Annotated in this window: 14 protein-coding genes; 1 reads left to right on the plus strand and 13 read right to left on the minus strand. The window is 60.8% G+C overall.

Features of this window, described 5'->3' with window-relative positions; genetic code table 11:
- Positions 1–19: 19 nt before the first annotated feature.
- From AC5V87_RS14980 to AC5V87_RS14990, 3 genes are read right to left on the minus strand one after another with little or no spacing between them, the layout of a single operon-like run.
- A complete protein-coding gene (locus tag AC5V87_RS14980; protein WP_456839356.1) occupies positions 20–643 on the minus strand; it encodes a hypothetical protein in 624 nt (207 codons plus the stop codon).
- Complete coding sequence (locus tag AC5V87_RS14985) at positions 640–1,665, minus strand: TAXI family TRAP transporter solute-binding subunit (RefSeq protein WP_495371442.1); 1,026 nt, start codon at positions 1,663–1,665, stop codon at positions 640–642. Before AC5V87_RS14985 ends, AC5V87_RS14980 begins: the two co-directional genes overlap by 4 nt.
- Positions 1,666–1,710: 45 nt before the next feature.
- Positions 1,711–3,456, minus strand: a complete 1,746-nt coding sequence (locus AC5V87_RS14990; RefSeq protein WP_495371443.1) for a coiled-coil domain-containing protein — start codon at positions 3,454–3,456, stop codon at positions 1,711–1,713.
- 345 nt (positions 3,457–3,801) lie between these two features.
- Here AC5V87_RS14990 and AC5V87_RS14995 point away from each other — a divergent pair, with 345 nt between their 5' ends.
- Entirely contained in the window at positions 3,802–4,374 is a 573-nt protein-coding gene (locus AC5V87_RS14995) for a DsrE family protein (RefSeq protein WP_456839353.1), read from the plus strand.
- Positions 4,375–4,435: 61 nt separating this feature from the next.
- On the opposite strand, the gene AC5V87_RS15000 is transcribed toward AC5V87_RS14995, so the two are convergent.
- From AC5V87_RS15000 to AC5V87_RS15045, 10 genes are all read right to left on the minus strand, one after another.
- Positions 4,436–7,060, minus strand: a complete 2,625-nt coding sequence (locus AC5V87_RS15000; RefSeq protein ID WP_495371444.1) for an AMP-binding protein — start codon at positions 7,058–7,060, stop codon at positions 4,436–4,438.
- 300 nt (positions 7,061–7,360) lie between these two features.
- A complete protein-coding gene (locus AC5V87_RS15005; RefSeq protein ID WP_495371445.1) occupies positions 7,361–9,226 on the minus strand; it encodes a GumC domain-containing protein in 1,866 nt (621 codons plus the stop codon).
- Between the two features lie 11 nt (positions 9,227–9,237).
- Positions 9,238–11,226 carry an asparagine synthase (glutamine-hydrolyzing) gene (gene asnB / locus AC5V87_RS15010; RefSeq protein WP_495371446.1) on the minus strand — a complete coding sequence of 663 codons (1,989 nt, stop codon included), beginning with the start codon at positions 11,224–11,226 and terminating at the stop codon, positions 9,238–9,240.
- 3 nt (positions 11,227–11,229) lie between these two features.
- Entirely contained in the window at positions 11,230–12,486 is a 1,257-nt protein-coding gene (locus tag AC5V87_RS15015; protein WP_456839349.1) for an O-antigen ligase family protein, read from the minus strand.
- Entirely contained in the window at positions 12,483–13,670 is a 1,188-nt protein-coding gene (locus tag AC5V87_RS15020) for a glycosyltransferase (protein WP_456839348.1), read from the minus strand. The genes AC5V87_RS15015 and AC5V87_RS15020 overlap by 4 nt, the downstream gene beginning before the upstream one ends.
- A 248-nt stretch (positions 13,671–13,918) precedes the next feature.
- On the minus strand, positions 13,919–14,578 hold the full coding sequence (locus AC5V87_RS15025; RefSeq protein ID WP_495371447.1) for a helix-turn-helix transcriptional regulator: 660 nt from the start codon (positions 14,576–14,578) through the stop codon (positions 13,919–13,921).
- A gap of 255 nt (positions 14,579–14,833) precedes the next feature.
- Complete coding sequence (locus tag AC5V87_RS15030) at positions 14,834–16,105, minus strand: polysaccharide biosynthesis/export family protein (RefSeq protein WP_456839346.1); 1,272 nt, start codon at positions 16,103–16,105, stop codon at positions 14,834–14,836.
- A 65-nt stretch (positions 16,106–16,170) separates the two neighbouring features.
- Entirely contained in the window at positions 16,171–17,208 is a 1,038-nt protein-coding gene (locus tag AC5V87_RS15035) for an NAD-dependent epimerase/dehydratase family protein (RefSeq protein WP_456839345.1), read from the minus strand.
- Complete coding sequence (locus tag AC5V87_RS15040) at positions 17,198–17,947, minus strand: sugar transferase (RefSeq protein ID WP_456839344.1); 750 nt, start codon at positions 17,945–17,947, stop codon at positions 17,198–17,200. The genes AC5V87_RS15035 and AC5V87_RS15040 overlap by 11 nt, the downstream gene beginning before the upstream one ends.
- Positions 17,944–19,083 (minus strand): DegT/DnrJ/EryC1/StrS family aminotransferase, encoded by a 1,140-nt coding sequence (locus AC5V87_RS15045; protein WP_495371448.1) that lies wholly within the window; start codon positions 19,081–19,083, stop codon positions 17,944–17,946. Before AC5V87_RS15045 ends, AC5V87_RS15040 begins: the two co-directional genes overlap by 4 nt.
- Between the last annotated feature and the right edge of the window lie 34 nt (positions 19,084–19,117).

Genomic DNA, 19,117 nt, shown 5'->3' on the forward strand with positions numbered 1-19,117 from the left:
GCCCATCGTTCAGCCCGGCTCAGCTCGCCGGCCGGCCGCAGACTTCTGCAAATCGCCGGCGAACTGCCTCCAGACCCACCAGCTCAAACTCGTTCTCGGAGACGGGAGCCGCTCCAGTGTACACTTTGACCAGAAGTCGACCAGCCGCCGGCATGGCGCCTATGAGACGGGCGGCATCGCCCGGAAAGACCAGGCTTCGTCCGCCATCGGCGACCTTCCAGCGTTGGTCTACAGCCGCCTGATCATTGATCTGGAATACGACTCGGATCTCGGACGAGGGGGTTTGGGTCCAGGGACTCGCTGCGGAGAGCAACAGCGCGGTTCGATTGGCGTGACAATGGATAGCGAGCGAGGAGGGCGCATCCTTCGAGCCGGACCGTGCGGTCGTTCGCGCGCCGATCTGTGGCTTGTAGTCGACCGGCGATGTCGTTTCGCTCACAATCCAGTTCGGAGTTTGAGGAGCGAGCTGGACCAATCGCTCGGGTGCGACCGCCCCGATCCGCTGGTCGACGCATGTCATGTGCTCCATGCCCTGAAATTGCGCGCATGCCTTCAAGCGATCCGTCGCGTCGTCGGCCCACGCGCAGTCGAGATGCGCCATACCCACGAGCACGCAGGCTACGAGGGTATCGAGGCGCGTCATCGCGACAAGCCGACGGTCGCGCTGGATGAATGATCGAGCCATTCCTGCGCTGGGCCAAATCGGGCCAAGCTCGGGACACCCGCGCGGAGATTCACGTCCTTCCATTTCGGATCGAAGCCGGCGGATTGCAGCCGGTCGAGTCTTCCGAAAAGGTGATCCACGAAGCGCGCCATCCGCCGGTAGCGATCGCTCTGTGGTTGCCAATTGTACGCGGCAAGAATTGTAGGAACGGCAATGGTTGGAATCCGCGTGCCGTTCGGAACCAGGTTGGGATAATCCTTTGCATCAAGGAATGACGGAAGATAGTAATCCTCAAATCGGGGATCATATTCGATCGGCAGGAACTTGAAGCCATCGTCCCAACGACCTTTCAAGAATGCATCGACTGGCTTGGACGTGATGAAGACGACCGCTGCAATTTCTCCATTCTTCATCTGTTGCAATGCGACCTGATGGGGAATGAACAGTTTTTCGACATTCAATCCCAGCCGGCTGAAGATCAGCGGACCAGAGTAGGCGGCCGCCGTACCCTGGGTATTGAAGTTGACTTTCTTTCCCTTGAGGTCATCGAGCGACTTGATCTCGGGACGCACGAAGACGTGCAGCTCGGCCGGGAAGAGGTTGAGCACATAGACGATTCGCCGTTCGATCCCCGGAACCTGTGCCTTGTACTCGTCAAGCGCGTCGGTGTTGATGATTGCCGCATCGACGCCCCTGAGGTAGAGCAGCGAATTGACGTTCTCGGTCGCGCCTGTCGTCACGATCGGAATGACGTGCAGCTTGTCCTCTTCATTGACGACCCGGGCGATCTCTGCGGCGAGCCGAAGCGGCGCGCCCTCAATGAGCCCTCCGGCGAGCCCGACCGTCCACGCGTTGATGCGCTCCTTTGCGATCATGTCGGCGGTTCGTGCCGCGCTTGATGCCGGCGGCGGCTCGCGGGGCGGGCGAGATTGGGCACTGGCGGTCAGCTGCAGGCCGAGCATCGCCAGCACTACCGTGAATGCGAGCTTGTTCAAGAACATGAATCGCTCCCCTTTTGGGCTGCCTTCCCAAGGCTCACTCGCCAGCTATCTGAGTCCCTTGATCCGTCCGTCCGCATCGCGAATGCCGCCAGCCCGAGCTCGTTCATACAGCTCGCGCGCTTTCGCCGAATCGCCGGTGACGCCGCGGACGTCCCAGGATTGCAGCATGTGAGGATCGTAAGTTTGGGCCAGCATGAAGGCAGCCTGTGCGCTGCCATGCGTTAATACATATTCGAGGAGCCCACGGGCGCCGTTGATGTCCGCTTGGCGGAGCAATGCGCTGGCACGGGCGAGCAGTCTCTCCTCGTTGGCCAGTGGCCGCGGTGCCGCGCTGACAGCGGCCGTTTGCTCCGTCTGGTCAGACGGCGCAGAGCCCATTGTGAGCTGCGCATTCGGCGGCGTTGCGGCAGAAGCTGGAGGCTTGGGCGCGGGTAGAGCGGGGGTCTGGACGACACTTTGGATGGGCGCGCGGCCCTGGTCGCCACGCGAGAGGGCGAGCACATCGGCGAAAGCGTTCCACGCTGCAAGTTGATCCCGGGCGGATGCAAACGTCGCGGACGGTGCCTTGCCGCCTCCTGCTTGCTCCTTTTCGCGCTTGGCTTGGGTCTTTGCGGCAGCCTCGGCGGCGCGCGCCGCATCCGACGCTTCAGCACGCGCCGCGTCGCGCTCATTCCTCAGCGATGTCGTCTCTCGCGCGAGCGCGTCCGCACGGTTTCGTTGCTGCTCGAGATCGCGCTCCAGCACCCGCTGGTGTTCGCCATCGGCGGCGAGGTGGGCCGTCAGTTCTGATGCCGCAGTTTGTGCTGCACGGAGTTCGGCCTGAGACGAGTCCAGCTGGCGGGCCGCGCTATCTGCCCTGTCTCGCTGCTTCTCAAGCTCGCGTCTCAGCGCCTGCTTTTCAGTGGAATCTGCAGCATTGATCTTGACGGTCTCGGAGGCCGTAGTCCGTAGAGCGCTGAGTTCGTTGATGAGAGCCTCAGTCTTATCCTGCTCCTGCTTCAGTTCTCGCTCCAGAGCTTGCCTCCGTTCAGTCTCCCTCGCAATGGAATTCGTGGCCTCGGATATTGTGTTGCGAGCGCCGTCCAGCTCTGAGCGAAGCGAAGCAAGCTGGAGTGCAAAACGCTTCGCTCCGTTCCGTCGGTCGAGTGGACATTCCTGCTTGACTTCCATTTCGGACGCTTGCATCGCCTTCGAAGCCGCGACTCGTGCGACATCGAGTTCTGCTCTCAGGAACGAGAGCTCACGCGATAGAGTGCTCGTCTTTTCCCGTTCCTGCTCGAGTGCCTGCGTTTGCTGGATTCCGATCTCGATGGCGCGGGCGGTGTGCGTCTGGATTTGCCGCGCCGCGTCCAGCTCCGCTCGGACCGAAGCCAATTCGCGGGCAAGCTGTTCCCTGCGCTGGCGTTCCTGATCCAGCAGTAGTTGCTGATTGATCCGCTCTGCTTCTGACGCACGCTGAACTGCGCCACGGTCGGCCGGTAGAGACATCGTGTCCGGCGGAACGGCACCGGCCTCAGCAGGTGCGCGTTGCTGCTCCTTCGTCGTTGCTCCTTGCGCGGCTGCCGCGGGCCTTGGAGCGGGTTGCGGCGGGGCAGGTTGCGTCTTGTCCACGCGTTGAGCGAAGATCTGCGTTCGTTCGACCTCTTTGATTGGCGTTCGTTCGCCCGTGCCCGTCGATTGATTGAATGCCGCTGCTGCGACGAACTGGGCGCTGCCCTCTTGTTCGTTCCAGGACGCAGCAGCTGCCGTACCAACCAGAAGCGGCACAAGGCAGATGACCGGGATCACCATGAAAGCACCCACGCTTGCGTGCCTATGCAAGCGGTAAGCGAGGTCGAACAATCCGCGTCCGCGGAATGGAAGCTGCTCGCGCCGGGGCCAACGCACAGCAATCATCGCGGTCGTACTTCTTTTCAACAACTCGGATCTCTGCGCCCCCATCACTACAGCCCAAATGAAAATGCTTGGTAGGGATCATGGCTTGGTAGTCATGACACCGCGTTCACCGACGTACTGTCGAGATCGCAGTCGTAGTAGCCAGAACGGATTAGAAGGAGCGGCAATGGGTATTAAGTAGATGAGAACGGACCGTTGCTCGAAGCGTCTTGACCCCGCCGACCGCTTAAATAGCTTGCGATGTGCACGGCTCATCACACGCGCTGGGAGCAAAATATGAGCAGATCATTTGCCATTCTTGCCGGCGTCGCGGCCTTCGGACTGATCCTCGCAAGCGGCATGGAAACTCACGGTTCTGCGCAATCGCCGTTCTCCAGCAAGAATCCCAGCCTTTCGGTCAGGAATGCAAATGCCAAGATATCGAATGCGACGCCACGGACCGAGCGTCCGCATCGGCTTGTCATCCATGTCGACGTCAACGATCCCGCGGTGATGAACCTAGCCCTCAACAACGTCAGCAACGTGGCTCAGCACTACAGCGACCTCAATCAGAAAGTCGAAATAGAAGTGGTCGCGTACGGACCGGGACTGCACATGCTGCGCGACGACACGTCCCCCGTCAAAGGGCGTGTTGCAGCGATGAGCGAGACCACTCCCGGACTGACGTTCTCGGCATGCGGAAATACGCGCGAGAACATGACGAAGACCGAAGGCAAAGACATTCCTCTGATTTCGCAAGCCAAGGTCACCAAGTCCGGGGTGGTCCGCCTGATCGAGCTTCAAGAGCAAGGCTGGAGCTACTTGCGACCCTGACGGCACGATCGGTCTGTACGGTGCTGTCCTGACAGGACCGGTGGATTGAAAGCACCTCGCATCAAGAGTTGGAAGCCGCGATCGCGCGCTCGATGACAGGCCGGTTGACCGAGAGATGTGGCTCGATCACCAGATCAAGATGTCCGCCGGCGATCGGAATCACATCCAGCTCTTCGAACAGGGCGTCCCATCCAAGGCGCGGCGTTACTCCTGGCCGATGACAGGCGAAGACCGTTCCCTTGATAGGCAGACGGGGTTTGGTGTCGGTAACCCAGCGCCCGAATGCCCGCATCCGCAGGAGTTCCTCGAGTTCGAGCTTGAGCATGAAACGTGTGCTTGCCAGGCGAGACCACGTGATGGCGTCGACGAGGCTGCAGAATCGAACCTCTTGGCCCATTCGGGTGGCCAACTTCGCCACTGAGCGGCAAAGCATGCGGTAGATGGTCATCCGGTGGGATCGGATCCGCTGCATCGTGCGCGAAAAGGCTTCGCGGTGATTTGCCCTGCGCGGACCCACATTGGTGTCGAGTATGCCCAGAAACTTGACTGCACGGCCCTGTTCGATCAGTCGCGCGGCAACTTCGAAGGCGACGCCGCCGCCCAGGGAATAACCGATCATTCGAACGTCGCCACGCGGTTGGGCCGCATTGATCTGTTCGACGGCCAGCGCAGCCATCTCCTGGACGGAATCGCCGCCTGCGAGGCTCCAGCTCAGGTCTGGATAACGAATCGGGATGACGCGTGCCACCTTGCTCAGCTGAGCGCCGAAGGCGGCCATGCTCGGGCCGTATCCCATGGAGCCAGGCAGTATGACAAGAGCCGGCACAGTCGGATGGTCAAGAGGCTGCCGCGCTGGTTGGTCGACCGTGGCGACGGCCTGGACCATGTCGTCAGCCGTCATCTCCACCGTGAATGCTTCCATGCTGAGTTCACGGCCGATCAGCTCTTCGAGATCCATGACACAGCGCAGGAGCTTCAGGGAATCTCCGCCGGCCTCGTCCCAACGTCCGACGGCTTCCTGTGCGCCCAGGATACTGCTCCACACCTGTTGCACGACCCTGTGCGCCTCGGCCATTTTCTGCGCGGTCGGCACGGGCATGGGCGGGGTCTTTTTGGTCTCCGCATCGAGCAGCTTCAGCCGGGCGTGATCGATCTTTCCTCCGGGAAGGCGGGGAATCTCTGGTACCTCGTGCAGCCTGGTGGGATGCAGGGCCGCGGGAAGAACCTGTCGGATCGCATCGCGAATGTCGGTCTGGAAGTGCGGCCTGGGTGGTTTGGCCGGCGATACGAAAAGGATCAGCTCGTTCGCGTCTGACACGATGGCGACGGCGTCCTTCACATAGGTGAGCTTGCGCAGCGCACTCTCGAGCTCGGCGGGCTCAACACGCTGACCATTGATCTTGAGCTGGCGTCCCTTCCGTCCGACGATGCGCACCAGCCCTTGGGGATCCACGACCACCAGGTCGCCGGTCCGGTAGATGCGAGCCTTTGGGTCATCCGGGGCGGGCAATGCCGGCGAAAGCAGTCCGCCTTCCCAGTATCCGAGCATGACGTACCTGCTCTTTATGACCAGTTCTCCGACCTCGCCGCACTGGACCGATTTTCCACGTTCGTCGACCACGGCATAGGATATGCCGGGAAGAAGGTAACCAACTGGGACGCTGACGCCATCCTCTCGCCATTCCTTGGGAAGAAACCACTGCGTGCCGGTGGTCTCGGTCGACAAATAGCTGACCTGAATGAAGCAACTGGGCTTCACCGCCTTTCGGACGAGCCCAATGTCGGTCCACAACACCTTCTCGCCGCCAATGCGAACGATGCGAAGCGAATCGAAGTCGCCTTGCCGGCTGGCGGTGATCAGCGCACGAGCCAAGGCTGGTACGACGTAGGTGATCGTGACCTGTTGAGCGGCGATCTGACGAAGAACGCCGCGCAACCCGAGCGCCTCGACGTCGACGATGTGAAGTCTTGCTCCCGTCAATAGTGCGGACAGCATTTCTCGGCAGCCGGCGATCGTGGTGGGGCCGCTCAGAGGCATGAAGACGTCATCGGCACTGATGTGACATGCATCCACGTATTGCTGAACGCGCTGGAGCAGATTGCGTTGGCTATTCACGACACCTTTCGGCGTTCCAGTGCTACCGGAGGTATAGAGCACTACTGAAGGAGCATCGACCGAAACGCGCGCGTCCGTCGTGATTGCTGCTGAAGCTTCGCAGGCACTTGCGACGTCAAGCCAGAACAGGCCGCATTGCTCGATCCAGTCGGCAGAAGCGCCGGCGCCCTGTCCGATCAATACAGAAATCCGTGCAGTCGTGGCGATGCCCGTCAGCCGCTGAACCGGATCGCGCGGATTGAGCGGGATGAGGGTCCGTCCGACCGCCATGCAGGCCAGCATGGCAATTGGCTGCCAGGCCGAGCTGCGCAATAGCCATCCGACGGCCTCTCCCTCAGGGGTCAAAGCCTCGATCGCCTGGGCCAAGGTCAAGACGCGGGACAGTAGCTGTGAGTACGTGAAGGAATGATTGCCGTCGCTGATCGCGACCTTGTTTGCAAACTTCAGGCTCACCGCGACGAGGTGATCGATGGCAGAGACGCCGGCAAAGTCGGCTCCCAAGGTCGCGAACGATCGATCCACCGGGCCATGCAGGTCGAGCGGTACCTCCGTGGGGCTGAGCCAGCGCAATGTTGCAAAAGATTGCTGTGGGAACGAGGACGGGGACGTCTCGAGGGTGTCGCATGACCCACCAGACGGACATGTCGTGCTAGTTGTCTCAAGCTGCATCACAGGACCCGTTCCATTTCCTGCTTCAACGTATGTTAGTCCAGCCCGGGCTCGCATACTTCGAATGAAGGATGCTGATTTTCGACTGCCGGAGCCCGACGGCACCTGTCCAAGAAGTCCGTACGCACGCCGGGCGGCCTGCCAGGCCGATAGGCTTGTTGCCGTCCAGCGGGCCGGGTGGTCAGCACACGGCCAGCCGTCTCATTTCCGTTGCCTCCAACCGGGTTCGGCGTCACCTGGAGTACGGATGAACGCCGCTATATTCATCCACCGTGCTGCTACTGTTTTGAGGCTGCGAAAGGACAGCCCGAAGCTCGACGCCCATGGCCGCTCTACATCCGGTGACGCAAACTCAGTCGTCCGTCCGCGTGTCAGGACGCACCAGAGCTTGACGCTGGACTCAATGTCCGATGTTCGTGCGAACCGACTCAATGTGCTCTGCACGACGTCTCGGCTCGTGCTTCCGGCCCGGACGGCGAGCAAGACATGATCCGCCCAATAAGCGAGCAGCCGCACTTCAGGCGCCTCGTCCAAAGACGGAGCGTTGATGACGATCAGATCATAGGTCTTTCGGAAGTGCTCGAACAATGTCGCGAGCTTGGGTCCTGCCAGCGGCCCAAGGTGGTTACCCTCGGACAATCGTGACGACACGTAATCGATGCCGAGCTCAGGAATGTGCTGAACGGCCTCGGCTGCCGCTCCTTCATGCGCCCGCAGCTTCAACAGATCCGGAGTATCGCCGGTGGCACGCCGGGGCACTTGAGCGAAATCCATGAACAGCACGCGCTGACCTAGTTGCGCGGAGCAAAAACCGAAACTCCACGCGATGGCGCTCTTGCCTTCACCATGCAAGCTGGATGTCACAAGGACTACGTGCCGGCGCGGTGGCGCGACCGGATCCGCGGCCATGAGAGACACCACGGTGGAACGGACTGCCTTGTTGTATGAGATCGCCGATTCGTCCACGAACCGCCGTGGCGGGGTGCTCAACTCCGGCGGAATCGATGGTACCAACCCGAGGCACGGGATACCCAATGCCTCTGCGGCTTCGGCCTCCGTGTGCAGGCTTCGATCGAGGCGCTTCAAGACCACCGCTGTAAAGCAGGCCAGAAGAGCGAAAACGATCGTGATCGGAGGAACGAGGAGGAAAGGATTCAACGAACTGGGCAAGTCCGGCGGAGACGCTTCCGCGATGACGGTCACGTCCGGTTCGGCAACGACGCCCCTCGTGGTTAGATCCTGCCGCTTCCGTAGCAATGTTTCATACTGCTGCGCCAGGGTGGTGATCTTCCACTCCAACGCCGCACTCTGCGCTGACGAGGTCTGGCTTGAGCGATCCCATTCTGCGTTTGCCATCGACAGTTCATGCTGAACGGCCGCAGACTGTGCGGCGATGGCGTTCAGGGCCTGCTGCTCTACCGTTTGCTTTTGTCTGACGAGCTCGTCAGCGTAGGACCGGGCGACCAGGTTCGCGATGTCGGCGGCTCGTTGCGGATTGGCATCGTTGGCGATGACGCTAATAACTCTGGATCGGCGCTCCTGACTTACTTTCAAACGCCCTTTCAATGCCGCCACCGCCGCGCCGTCGCTCGGTTGGTCTTTCCGGAACGAGAGGAGCTCTCTTATCTTTGACCATGCGGTGCGGAGTAACGAATCCGTTCCTTTTCCCTGCGCCGGCTGATCGAGCATCTTCAGCGCCGGCAGCAGGCGCCGCAGATAGGCATCGGACGACATAACGGTCACGTGGGTGTCGATGGTCGGGTCGTCCGACCCGCCAGTCGGCGCGGCGCCAGGTGCGCCGGCAGTATCTGCTGGTCCGGCGCCCCGGGCGCTCACGACGAGCTGTGCCGTCGCGACATAGGAGGGGGACATCAACAGACTCCAGACCACTGCGAGCAGCGCCCCTGCGCCGATCATCCTCATAATGAAGCGCTTGTACTGCCTGACGCTGTCGAAGACATGCTTGAATGCGGCGATGGTGTCATCGGAACGGGGCTCGTCGGCCCTCGATCGGTCCTGCGGCAGAACTGTGACCGGCAGAATTCGTTTACCTGCGAACGCTTCCATCGCGTGCTCCTTTACTGCGCTGGTTCCATCGCGCCCGCCAGGCGCGACGTCCCGCAGGCAACCGGCGTGTCGAGCCAGGATTGCAGCATGAGGACAGCCCACAGCGCTCGCGAAAAATCTCGGCGGCCGCTAAGATGTTGAAGCCAACAGTCCTGCACGCGCGCTGCGTCCAGGAGATCCTGGTTGCGAAGGCGCGACTCGGACATGAGGTCCGATGCCCACGAACGAAGCGGTCCCTTCAGCCAGGCGCCGACGGGTACGTCAAAGCCCTGTTTCGGTCGCTCGAACAGATGCCGGGGCAGATGGCGGCCTAGTACTTGGCGCAGGAGCCATTTCCCCTGGCCATGACGCACCTTCGCGGAGTTCGGCAGCGACCAGCTGAACTCGACAACGCGATGGTCGAGCAGTGGGCAGCGCGCCTCCAGGCTCGTCGCCATACTGGCACGATCGAGCTTCACGAGAATATCGCTCGGAAGATATCCAAGCATGTCCCGAACGATGAACTCGGACAAAAGATCGTCGAGCGGCGGAATCAAATCCGAATCTCTACCCGGTTGAGCCTGTGTCAACTGCAACTCGGTGAGCTGTGTCGACCTCCGGTACATGCCAGCGATGTCGTCGCTGCCAATGAGGTTTGCCAGGCGATTGATCCGGTCACTGTGCGTCATCCGCTGTAACCAGCCTGGAAGATGAAGCGCCTCGACGACGCTTTCGCGCATACCGCGTCCGAGCAGCGCCACGCCTGATGCGGCCATCGTCCTTATTGGCTTGCTGGAGTTCAGTAGAGGAGCAAGGCGGGCGCACAGAACGTGCCTGGAATAACCGGCGAAGCACTCGTCGCCTCCGTCGCCCGAAAGTGCGACCGTGACTTCCCGCCGTGCGAGCCGTGACAGAAGCAGCGTCGGAATCTGCGATTCATCGGCGAACGGCTCGTCCCAGACGGTTGGAAGCTCGGGAATGACCGCTCTGGCTTCCGCGGGAGTGACGCGTAGCTCGGTGTGGCTGGTGCCCAGATGTCGCGCCACGGCCGCAGCATTGGCCGTCTCATCGAAGGCGCGCTCACCGAAGCCGATCGTGTACGTCCGCACCGGCCGACTCGATTGGGCTTGCATTAGAGCCACGACGGTGGAGCTGTCTATTCCGCCCGACAGGAACAACCCGACCGGCACGTCCGCAACCATGCGGTCGGCGACTGCGGCTTCGAGCAGATGGCTAGCCTGCGAGACGAGGTGTTGGTCCTCCGCCGGCGCCGGCGTCCGACGACCCGCGCGAGCGACATCGGCCAAGGACCACCAGGAGCGCGCGTTCTCCCGCAGCGCTGCCGCGTCGCGACAGCCCGATAGATCCGCTGCGCGGATCGACAGGATGGTGCCGGGAGGGAGTTTGAAGACGCCCCGCCAAATACACTGGTCTTCCGGCAACCATCCGCGTGTGAGAAACTCGGCGACGGCCCCCGAGTCGATCTCCCGATGAAAGTCGGGAAATGCAGCAATGGCCTTGAGCTCCGACGCGAACACAAGCGCATGCGGAGTCCGCGCGACATAGAGTGGCTTCTTTCCCATCCGATCGCGCGCCAGATGGAGCATGCGGGTGCGGCGGTCCCACAAGGCGAGCGCAAACATGCCATTGCTGCGCTGAAGCGCCTTCTCGAGGCCCCATCTCTCGATCAGGCCGAGCAAGACCTCCGTATCGCTATGGCCGACGAACTGTTTGCCTTCGCGCTCAAGCTCTCCGCGCAATGCCTTGTGGTTGTAGATCTCGCCATTGAATGTAATGATGAAGCGGCCGCTGCCCGAAAGCATCGGCTGCCGGCCGGCATCGGAAAGATCGATGATGGCCAGCCTCCGGTGTCCGAACGCAACTCCGGCATCCCGATCGCTCCAGAATCCGTCGGCATCGGGACCGCGGTGACGCAGACAAGCCGTCATCGCTCCGATGGCGGTCAGGTCCGCGGATCGAGCAGCATGTTGCGTCTGAAGTATCCCGGTTATCCCACACATGGCTTAACCTTCAGTGCGTGCATGCGCCCATGATCGCCGATCGAAGCCCAGGACGAGGCCAAGAGTGACGGCAAACCACACGGTCGGATGGCGCAGGATGAAATGGCTGATGCTGAAGACGGCGAGCGCAAAGATGAGGACGGACAAGGCGTCGAGGCGCGCGCGGAGCAGGAGGACAAGCGTGCCCGCGAGCAAGCCGAAAATGGCGAACACGCCTGGCAGCCCGGCTTGAGTGAAGACGTCCAGGATTGTGCTGTGAGCTTCCACCGGGAGTGCGACACCCTTGTCGGTAATGCCGGTTGGTTTCTCCAGGTGCGGTCCGGGCCCAAGGCCGAGTGATCCGGACTCCAGTCCGGCATGCACAGCGTCCTGCCAAAGGCTCAGCCGCAGACTGGCCGTCGCCTTCGTTCCTTCACCGCCACGATCCTTCATCATGCCGGCCGCGAATCCCTCGACGTCATTCGCAGTCGCCACTCCGTAGGGCAGCAGCGACAGTGAAAGGGGAACCATGGCCACCATTGCGAGCGTTGCAGCCGCAAAACGCAGGCTGAAGCGATGTTCGGGTGACGTGAGCCAGCTTCGCAGGCGCAGCGCAAGCAAGAGGGGGATCGAGAGCGACATCGAGATGAGAAATGTATCGCTCTTCGTCAGCCGGCCCACGACGAACGTCGCGATGCAGCTCACTACTGCGACAAGGCGGCCAAATCCTTTGGCTGTCAGGGCCAAGTGGAGCGACAGCGGCGTGAAAACCGCACAATAGATCGCAAGCTGGTTCGGATTTTCGGACCATCCGCGGAATCGATCCCAGTACCATGGATTGACTGAAGAGATGCTGATGTAGTTCCAGCCCAATGCAAATTGCGCGGCCATCGCGATGATCCAGAACCCGATCAGAAACCATAGCGATTGGCGTAGAGCACCTTCGGGTTTCATCGTCGCCGCAACCAGACAGGTGACGGCCGCCACCAGGAGATATGCGAAGATGTCGTGCAGGACGAGCTCGGGATCGACGATTTCCGGACGCAGCAACGCAAGGAATGCCCCGAAGCTCTGAATACAGACAAAGCAGGCCCAGAATGCGAGAAGCCAGAGCAGAGCTGTAGCGTTGCAGACTTTCGGAATGCTCAGGAGATGCAGGCATGCGAAACCGAGCCAGAGGACAAGGCAGATCTCACCGATCCCCAGGGGTACGCCAGGCAGGCGCAGCTGCGATGCTGTCCCAAGCACGAGGCCAAGCGCAAGAAGGGCACTGCCAATCATTGTATTCCACTGCTGCTGTAGGCCGCCACCCCTTCGTCATATGAGTGGCTGAGAGAAAGAAGGTGGCTGTAGAGCTCCGCGTAGCGATCGGCCACGACGTTCAGATCAAACTCCCGCCGCACCACGTTGATCGAGCGTTGACCCATGATCTTGGCGCGAGATGAATCCTGGAGCAGATCGAGGATTGCTGCCGCGAGCGCGGGTGGGTCGCGCGGCGGGACAAGGTGGCCGTTCCAATCCTCGACGACGACATCGTCGCAGCCAGGCATGCGGGAGGCGACGATCGGTACGCCGGCCAGCCCAGCTTCCAGTAGAACGCGAGGAATGCCTTCGCGATATTCGGTTGGAAAGGCAAAGAGGTCGGCGAGGCCCAGAAGCGCGGGAATATCGGATCGGGCACCGGTCGCAATCACATATGGTGCATGCCGTTCAATCAGGTCTTGGTCTATCGCGAACGGGCCCTCACTTTCGCGCGGACCGACCAGCAGGAAGCGAGCTTTTGGCCGGACCTGATGAACGATTTTCGCCGCTTCGAGAAGCGTCGCGATGCCCTTCTGTACGGTAAGTCGACTTACGGTAAGGACGATCTCGGCATCGTGAAGCCCGAGTGCGGCCCGCAGCACTGCAGGCGAAGTCATCCGCGCTCGTGCCGTCTCGAAGGCGGCGCTATCGATTCCCGAGCTGCCGATGACCGTTGACAGGCTTTTTCCAAGCAAATGGTATCGCTGGAAGAAGCTCTTGTCGGCCTTGTTCTGGAATACCGTTGCGGCGGTCCAGCAAGCGGCCAGGCGTTGCATGGCAAGATAGAACGGGCGAAAGGCCAGAGCTCTCGGTTGGGTCGAGGAAAAGACCCATCCCATTCCGTTGATCGTGCGCACAACGGGCACGGAGCCACGAAGCGCCAAGGGCGCGAACAGGTTTGGCTTGGTGTCAAACGTCTGGATCACGTCGGGACAAGCGCGCCTTACAACCTGCGCCAGTTGCCCCATCGAAGCGCTGTCGGAAAGACCCACGCCAAATCTGTCGAACTGATATTGATGATAGGAGATGCCATGCTCTGCGAATGCACCTGCTGCACCGGTTCCCGCCGCGCTCACCCGCAGGCCGCGTTTCTGAAGAGCCAGCAGGAAAGGGATTCTCAGGGCGTGATCCTCGCCTCCCACGCAGAGCAAGTGCGGCGCCATATTGGTTCCCTTCGGCTTCACAAGCTCGACAATGTTTTAGTTTGCACGAACAACATCTGCGTCCCGGAAAGGAGGCCGAGAATAGCTTAGGAGGCGTTTGAGGGTTGTCTTCATTCGTTCGAATGAGTGACAGGGATAGCGCTGCGCTCGTGCTCGAGCAGAACGTTCAGAGGGGGAGTGACGCGGGCGCAATAGCTAGCGACCGCGGCACAACATTCGAGGCGATGAGTGCCCGTGCGTGTTCCTGCCTAAGGCAAAACGGCGAGACGCCCCAACAGCGCGATGAGGTCGGCCTGCCGGCGTGTCTGCGTTTTCGCAAACAGAGAGGCAAGCTGCGAGCGCACTGTCGTTCGACTTAGTCGTCGCGTACGAGCAATATCGATCAGGTTGTTGCCTCTCGCCAATTCGATCGCGAGCTGAGTTTCCGCGGCAGTGAATCCGAACAGCCGCTGCAGAGTTCGTGGCGAGGGCTCCGGATGCGCGTCGAGATCCAGCAGGATCAGCGCAATGGTCTCGTCGGACCATGCGTTCGCGACCTGGTTGATCAGGGCGGTGAACCCTTCCTTGGTCGATGTCGCCAGCCAGGATGTCGAGCCTGCTGGAAATTGTGCCCCTGCGCGGTTGACCAGCTCCTTGACAGCGCCATAGAGCGTGTCCTGGGTCGCATTGATACGGGATTCACGCTCCAATATCGCGCGGCCGGCTGGACTGAGTTCGACGACTCGTCCGCGCCTGAGCAAGACCTGTCCGCAACCGATCCGCGCGAGCACTCCGCGCAGGCCGTCTTGTCTTTGGTTGTTGGCTCCAGAATGAACGGACGCAATGGGATTCGTAGAATTGAATATCGCTTCCGATGAATGACTTTGCAACGCAATGGTCCTTGGCAATGCTTGGCTCAAGTTGAACATTTTTATCCCCCCAGCCATGGAGTGAATGTGGCGCAGAGATTCCAAACTCTGCGGAGCGTGTAAACGCTGAATGGGGAGTACCCCACTGCGGCCTGAGAGGCCGACAGCCACCGACGGGCAGGGCATCCACCCTAACCCTGATCAAGTAAGGGGTAACGAGGCAGACATACGCTTCCCGCGTGCAGCCGGGGCGTAATCGCTAGCTACTCCCGAAGGAGGGCGTGGAGCTGACCTATTGAGGTACCCCTTTCGCGGTCAGTTGGAGAGTCTCGCGGCTGGGCGTAATGTGACTTCGATCACGTCACCGGGCTCTACGTCAAAATCCACCGACGCGGGAATCCTGGTCCATTTCTGAGCTTGCCGCCGCACGACGACCACGTCGGGATTGAGTTCACCTGAATTGACCGGGATGGCGCCCGAGCCGCCGATCGGTTGCAGTTTTTGACTGAGGGCCTGCATTCTTACGCGCAGGTCCGCCAATCGAACATTCGAATCTTTCTGCTCCCTGAGCAGGTTGATCGTGCGCTGACTGGTCACGCGTTCGGTCTGGCGCAGGAAGTCCTCGCGTTGGCGCTGGAGCCGCATGAGTTCGACGCTCGTCTGCAGACGCCGGGTCGAGGACAGCAACAACGCGCGCCGGCTTTCGCTGACGCGAGGGCTGGCCAGCAGTCCCGAGCCGAATGCCTTCATGACCCGTTCGAGCTCTTCTTCGTCTGCCTGCACTCCCTTCTCTTCACCTTCCTGCTGCTTCTTGAGGGTCGCGAATTGCGCGTCGGTTTGTTTTACGGCGTCATCGAGGAAGCGTCGTTCCGTGCGGTAGTCGCTTTGGGAGGTCTTCAGAGAATCGCTTTCGGCTTGAACGACCGAACTGATCACGCTCGCAGGCAGCGAAATGTCGTTGGGAGGCGCCGCATCGAATGTATCGCGGCCGTCAAGCTCCGCAACAGTTCGGACGATGTGAAAGTATTCCTTGGTGTATTCGGTGGCGAGAGACTGGTAGTCTCGCACGAGATCCGCGGGGTCGGCGGCGCCGGGTTGCACGCCGCGCGATCGCAGCAGGCTGAAGCCCCCGGCGACTGCCACTGCCTGGCGCACGGTCATCGAAGCCCGATAGGCCTGCTGTCCAGGCGTGAGGACATCGCCGGAAACGTAGACCGGCCGGTATTCCGCTACGGTTACCATGACGTCGCCCGGCTTGACCACGAATGCCTGGTCGCGTCCGTCGGTCAGTCGCTGACGCAGTATTCTTGCTTGCAGCAGCGTCTCGATGCGGCTCTGCATCTGGGCGGGCGTCAAGCCCGCAACTTCAACCGATCCGCCTCCCGGAAGGGGGATGGTTCCGTCCATCTGGATTTGTGTGCGGCTGCGTTGGTCCGCGAGGCCGCCGATCGAAATCTCGATAGTATCGCCGGGTTCGAGCTTATAGGGCGCGGCAACGGACTGCCCGCTTGTCGCGATGAGCAGAATTGCCGCGCACGGACCTAGCAGGAGGCCGGCAGAGCACTTGCTCCGCTTTTTGCACTTCATGGATGAACTCCCAATGCAACCAGCCTTTATTGCTTCGCAACCTGGAGACAGACCCGCGGTCCTTCTCAGACTGCCCTCTTCAGGTCTGCGAGGGCGGTTGGAAGAAAAATCTTGTAGTTTCCGAAGAAGTGTCGCTGCTCTTCGACGTTGTCGAACAGGCCCTGGCTCAAGGCCGCGAGAATTTCGCTGATGCCTTGCTGCACACTGATTTCAGGACTGAAGTTCAACACCCGCCGGATTTTGTCGAAATTCACCCGGTAGTTCCGGGGGTCTGCGCCGCGTTCCTGATAGGTCACTTTCGCTCGCGGGATGTGCCTCATGATCTCTTCGACCACCATCAGCTTGGTAAAGTTGTTCTCCTCGCAGCCGACGTTGAAGACCTCGAAAGCAACTTTGCCGGCGGGCGCGCGCAGGACTTGTTCGATCGCGCGGGCGAAATCACGAACGTGGCAGTATGGGCGCCAGGTCTTTGGGTCGAACACCAGGAGTTCGTTTCCCAAATGGAGTTCGCGTACAAATTCGTTCACCGTGAGATCAAATCGCATTCGCGAGGAAAGACCGAAAGCGGTCGCAAAGCGCAGGACCGTTGGATGAAAGCCGGCCTTTCCCTTGAGGCCCAGAATCTTCTGCTCCATCTCGACCTTGTGCTTGGCGTAGAGGGAAAGCGGCGCGAGCGGGTAATTCTCGTCGACGGCGGTGTCCTCCTCGACAAGGCCATAATTCGAGCAGGTGGACACAAAGACGAGTCGGTCGACAGGGTGATGTTGAACGGCGTCGACGAAGGACCCGACCCCGTTTCGATTGATGGAGTGACTCTCGTCAGGATACTTGCTCGTGATGGGATCGCCGACGAGGCCTGCGAGCAGAACCACATCGTCGACGTTCTTCAAGGCCTGAGCGGCGATGCGCGAATCGCGAATATCCCCGTGTAGGAATTCGTATTGCGGATCGCTCAAATAAGGCCAGACACAGCTCTCGTTCCTGTAGATGAGCTGATCGAGGCAGCGAACGTGCCAACCGCTCCTAAGCAGATGACCGGTGATCACTGAGCCCACGTAACCCGCCCCACCCACGAGCAGCGCAGTTCGCCTTTCATTCGTCATTTGAACACCCATCGGCTTTTGAAACGAGCGTGGCACCGAGAAATCGAGATGTTGGCTCTATGCCACGAGGGTCTGGCCGGTCTCTTCGTACGCAGCGGAGAAGCGGCTCTCCCGTAATGACCCAGGCGGCTTGAAAGACCCACCAGAGATCGGAGATGACGGTTCGATTGGAATAGTATGCCAAGTCGATCTTCGCCTTGGCCGGAAACAAGACCTTCCGATAGAAATCCGCAACGTCGCCATCCTGAGGGAACAGCGTGTTTTCGTGTCGGAACAGAATTTGGCACGGTCCGATAAGGCCTGGCCTGTGCTCGAGGATTCTTTCAAACCCGTTTCTGAAACAATCCGCAAAGACCAGCGTTTCCGGCCTTGGACCGACAATTGACATGTCGCCGCGTAGGATATTCCAGAGCTGCGGTAACTCGTCCAGCTTGAATGCAGCCAGCACTCTGCCGATCGTTGTCATGCGACCGTCGTTCACCACCGTCAGTGGACTTCCGCGGTCATCGCAATCGGCTCGAAACTTCCGGAACTTGTACATGCGGAACGGCGATCCGTTCAGCCCGAGACGCATCTGGGAATACAGGATCGGTCGCCCGCCTTCGGTCCAGATTGCGAGCGCAGTCAGCAAGAAGACCGGCAGCAACAGCACCATCGCCGTTCCGGCACAGAGGACGTCGACAAGGCGCTGCAAGCGCAGTGCCGGAGCCGCCGTCCCCGTATTCGCCAGTTCGCTCATGCCTGTACGACCTCCGCGGGACAGCTGGCACGAAGTCCATCCGCGAGGCTGTCGGCCACCAGATCGACGTCGGCTGGGGTCATTGCAGGATGGAGCGGCAAAGTGAGCTCACGCCCGCAAAAATCCTCGGTGTTGGGCAGGCTGATGCCGGGGCACAGATCCTGATAAAACGTCAGTCGGTGCACCGGCGGATAGTGAATGGTCGTCTGAACGCCGCGTTTGCTCAACTGCTCGATCAGCGGCTGTCGAGCGCTTGCCGCCGGAAGCACGACCGGCAGCAAATGGTGAGACGACACCCACGATGGCTTGAATGGTACGAGGACCGATGGACAGCGCTCGGCAAGACGCCGCCGATAGTGCAACGACAGGCGGCGCCTGGTGTCGTTCCAGCCCGGCAACTTCCGCAGTTGCACCAGACCGACTGCGGCACGCAATTCGTCCATGCGGTAGTTGAACCCAAGAAGTGTCACATCGTATTCGGGGCTGCGGCTGACGAGACGTTGGCGCGTGTTGCTGGTCATCCCGTGCGACCTGGCACGTTTGATCATGTCGTTCAGGATCCGGTGACGTGTTATGATTGCGCCGCCTTCGGCGGTCGTCATGTTCTTGTTGCCGTAGAACGAGAATGCGGCTGCATCGCCAAACGTGCCGACGCCCTTCGCGCCGGGCGCATGTGCGGCGTCCTCGATCAAGAGCAGGCCCTTGTCGCGAACGAAGGCTTGCCACTCCTCACGGTCGGCGAGGTAGCCGGCAAAGTGCATCAGGATCACGGCTTTCGTTCGCGACGTGCATTTTCGCTGCGCATCGGCCACGGACATCAGGGGGACTGCCCCGGACTCGATGTCGACGAACACAGGCCGTGCTCCGACGTAGAGCACGGCATTGGCGGTGGCAACGAACGTGAGAGACGGAACGAGCACCTCGTCGCCCGGCCCGATCCCAAGTGCATGCAAGATCAGGTGAAGCGCGGCCGTGCACGAGCCGACGGCAATTGCTTCATCCGCACCATGCATGGATGCAAACGCTTGCTCGAATTCGCGCACCCGATCACCCATGGTGATCCAGCCGCTATCGATTGCCGCCGCAAGAGCTTCCTTTTCGTCAGGTCCAAGGGTCGGTTCTGATACCAACAGCATGTGTTCCTCTTCCCGTTATTTCCTCGTGCGGGCG

It is taken from the genome of Bradyrhizobium sp. SOJA106 (assembly GCF_059448745.1).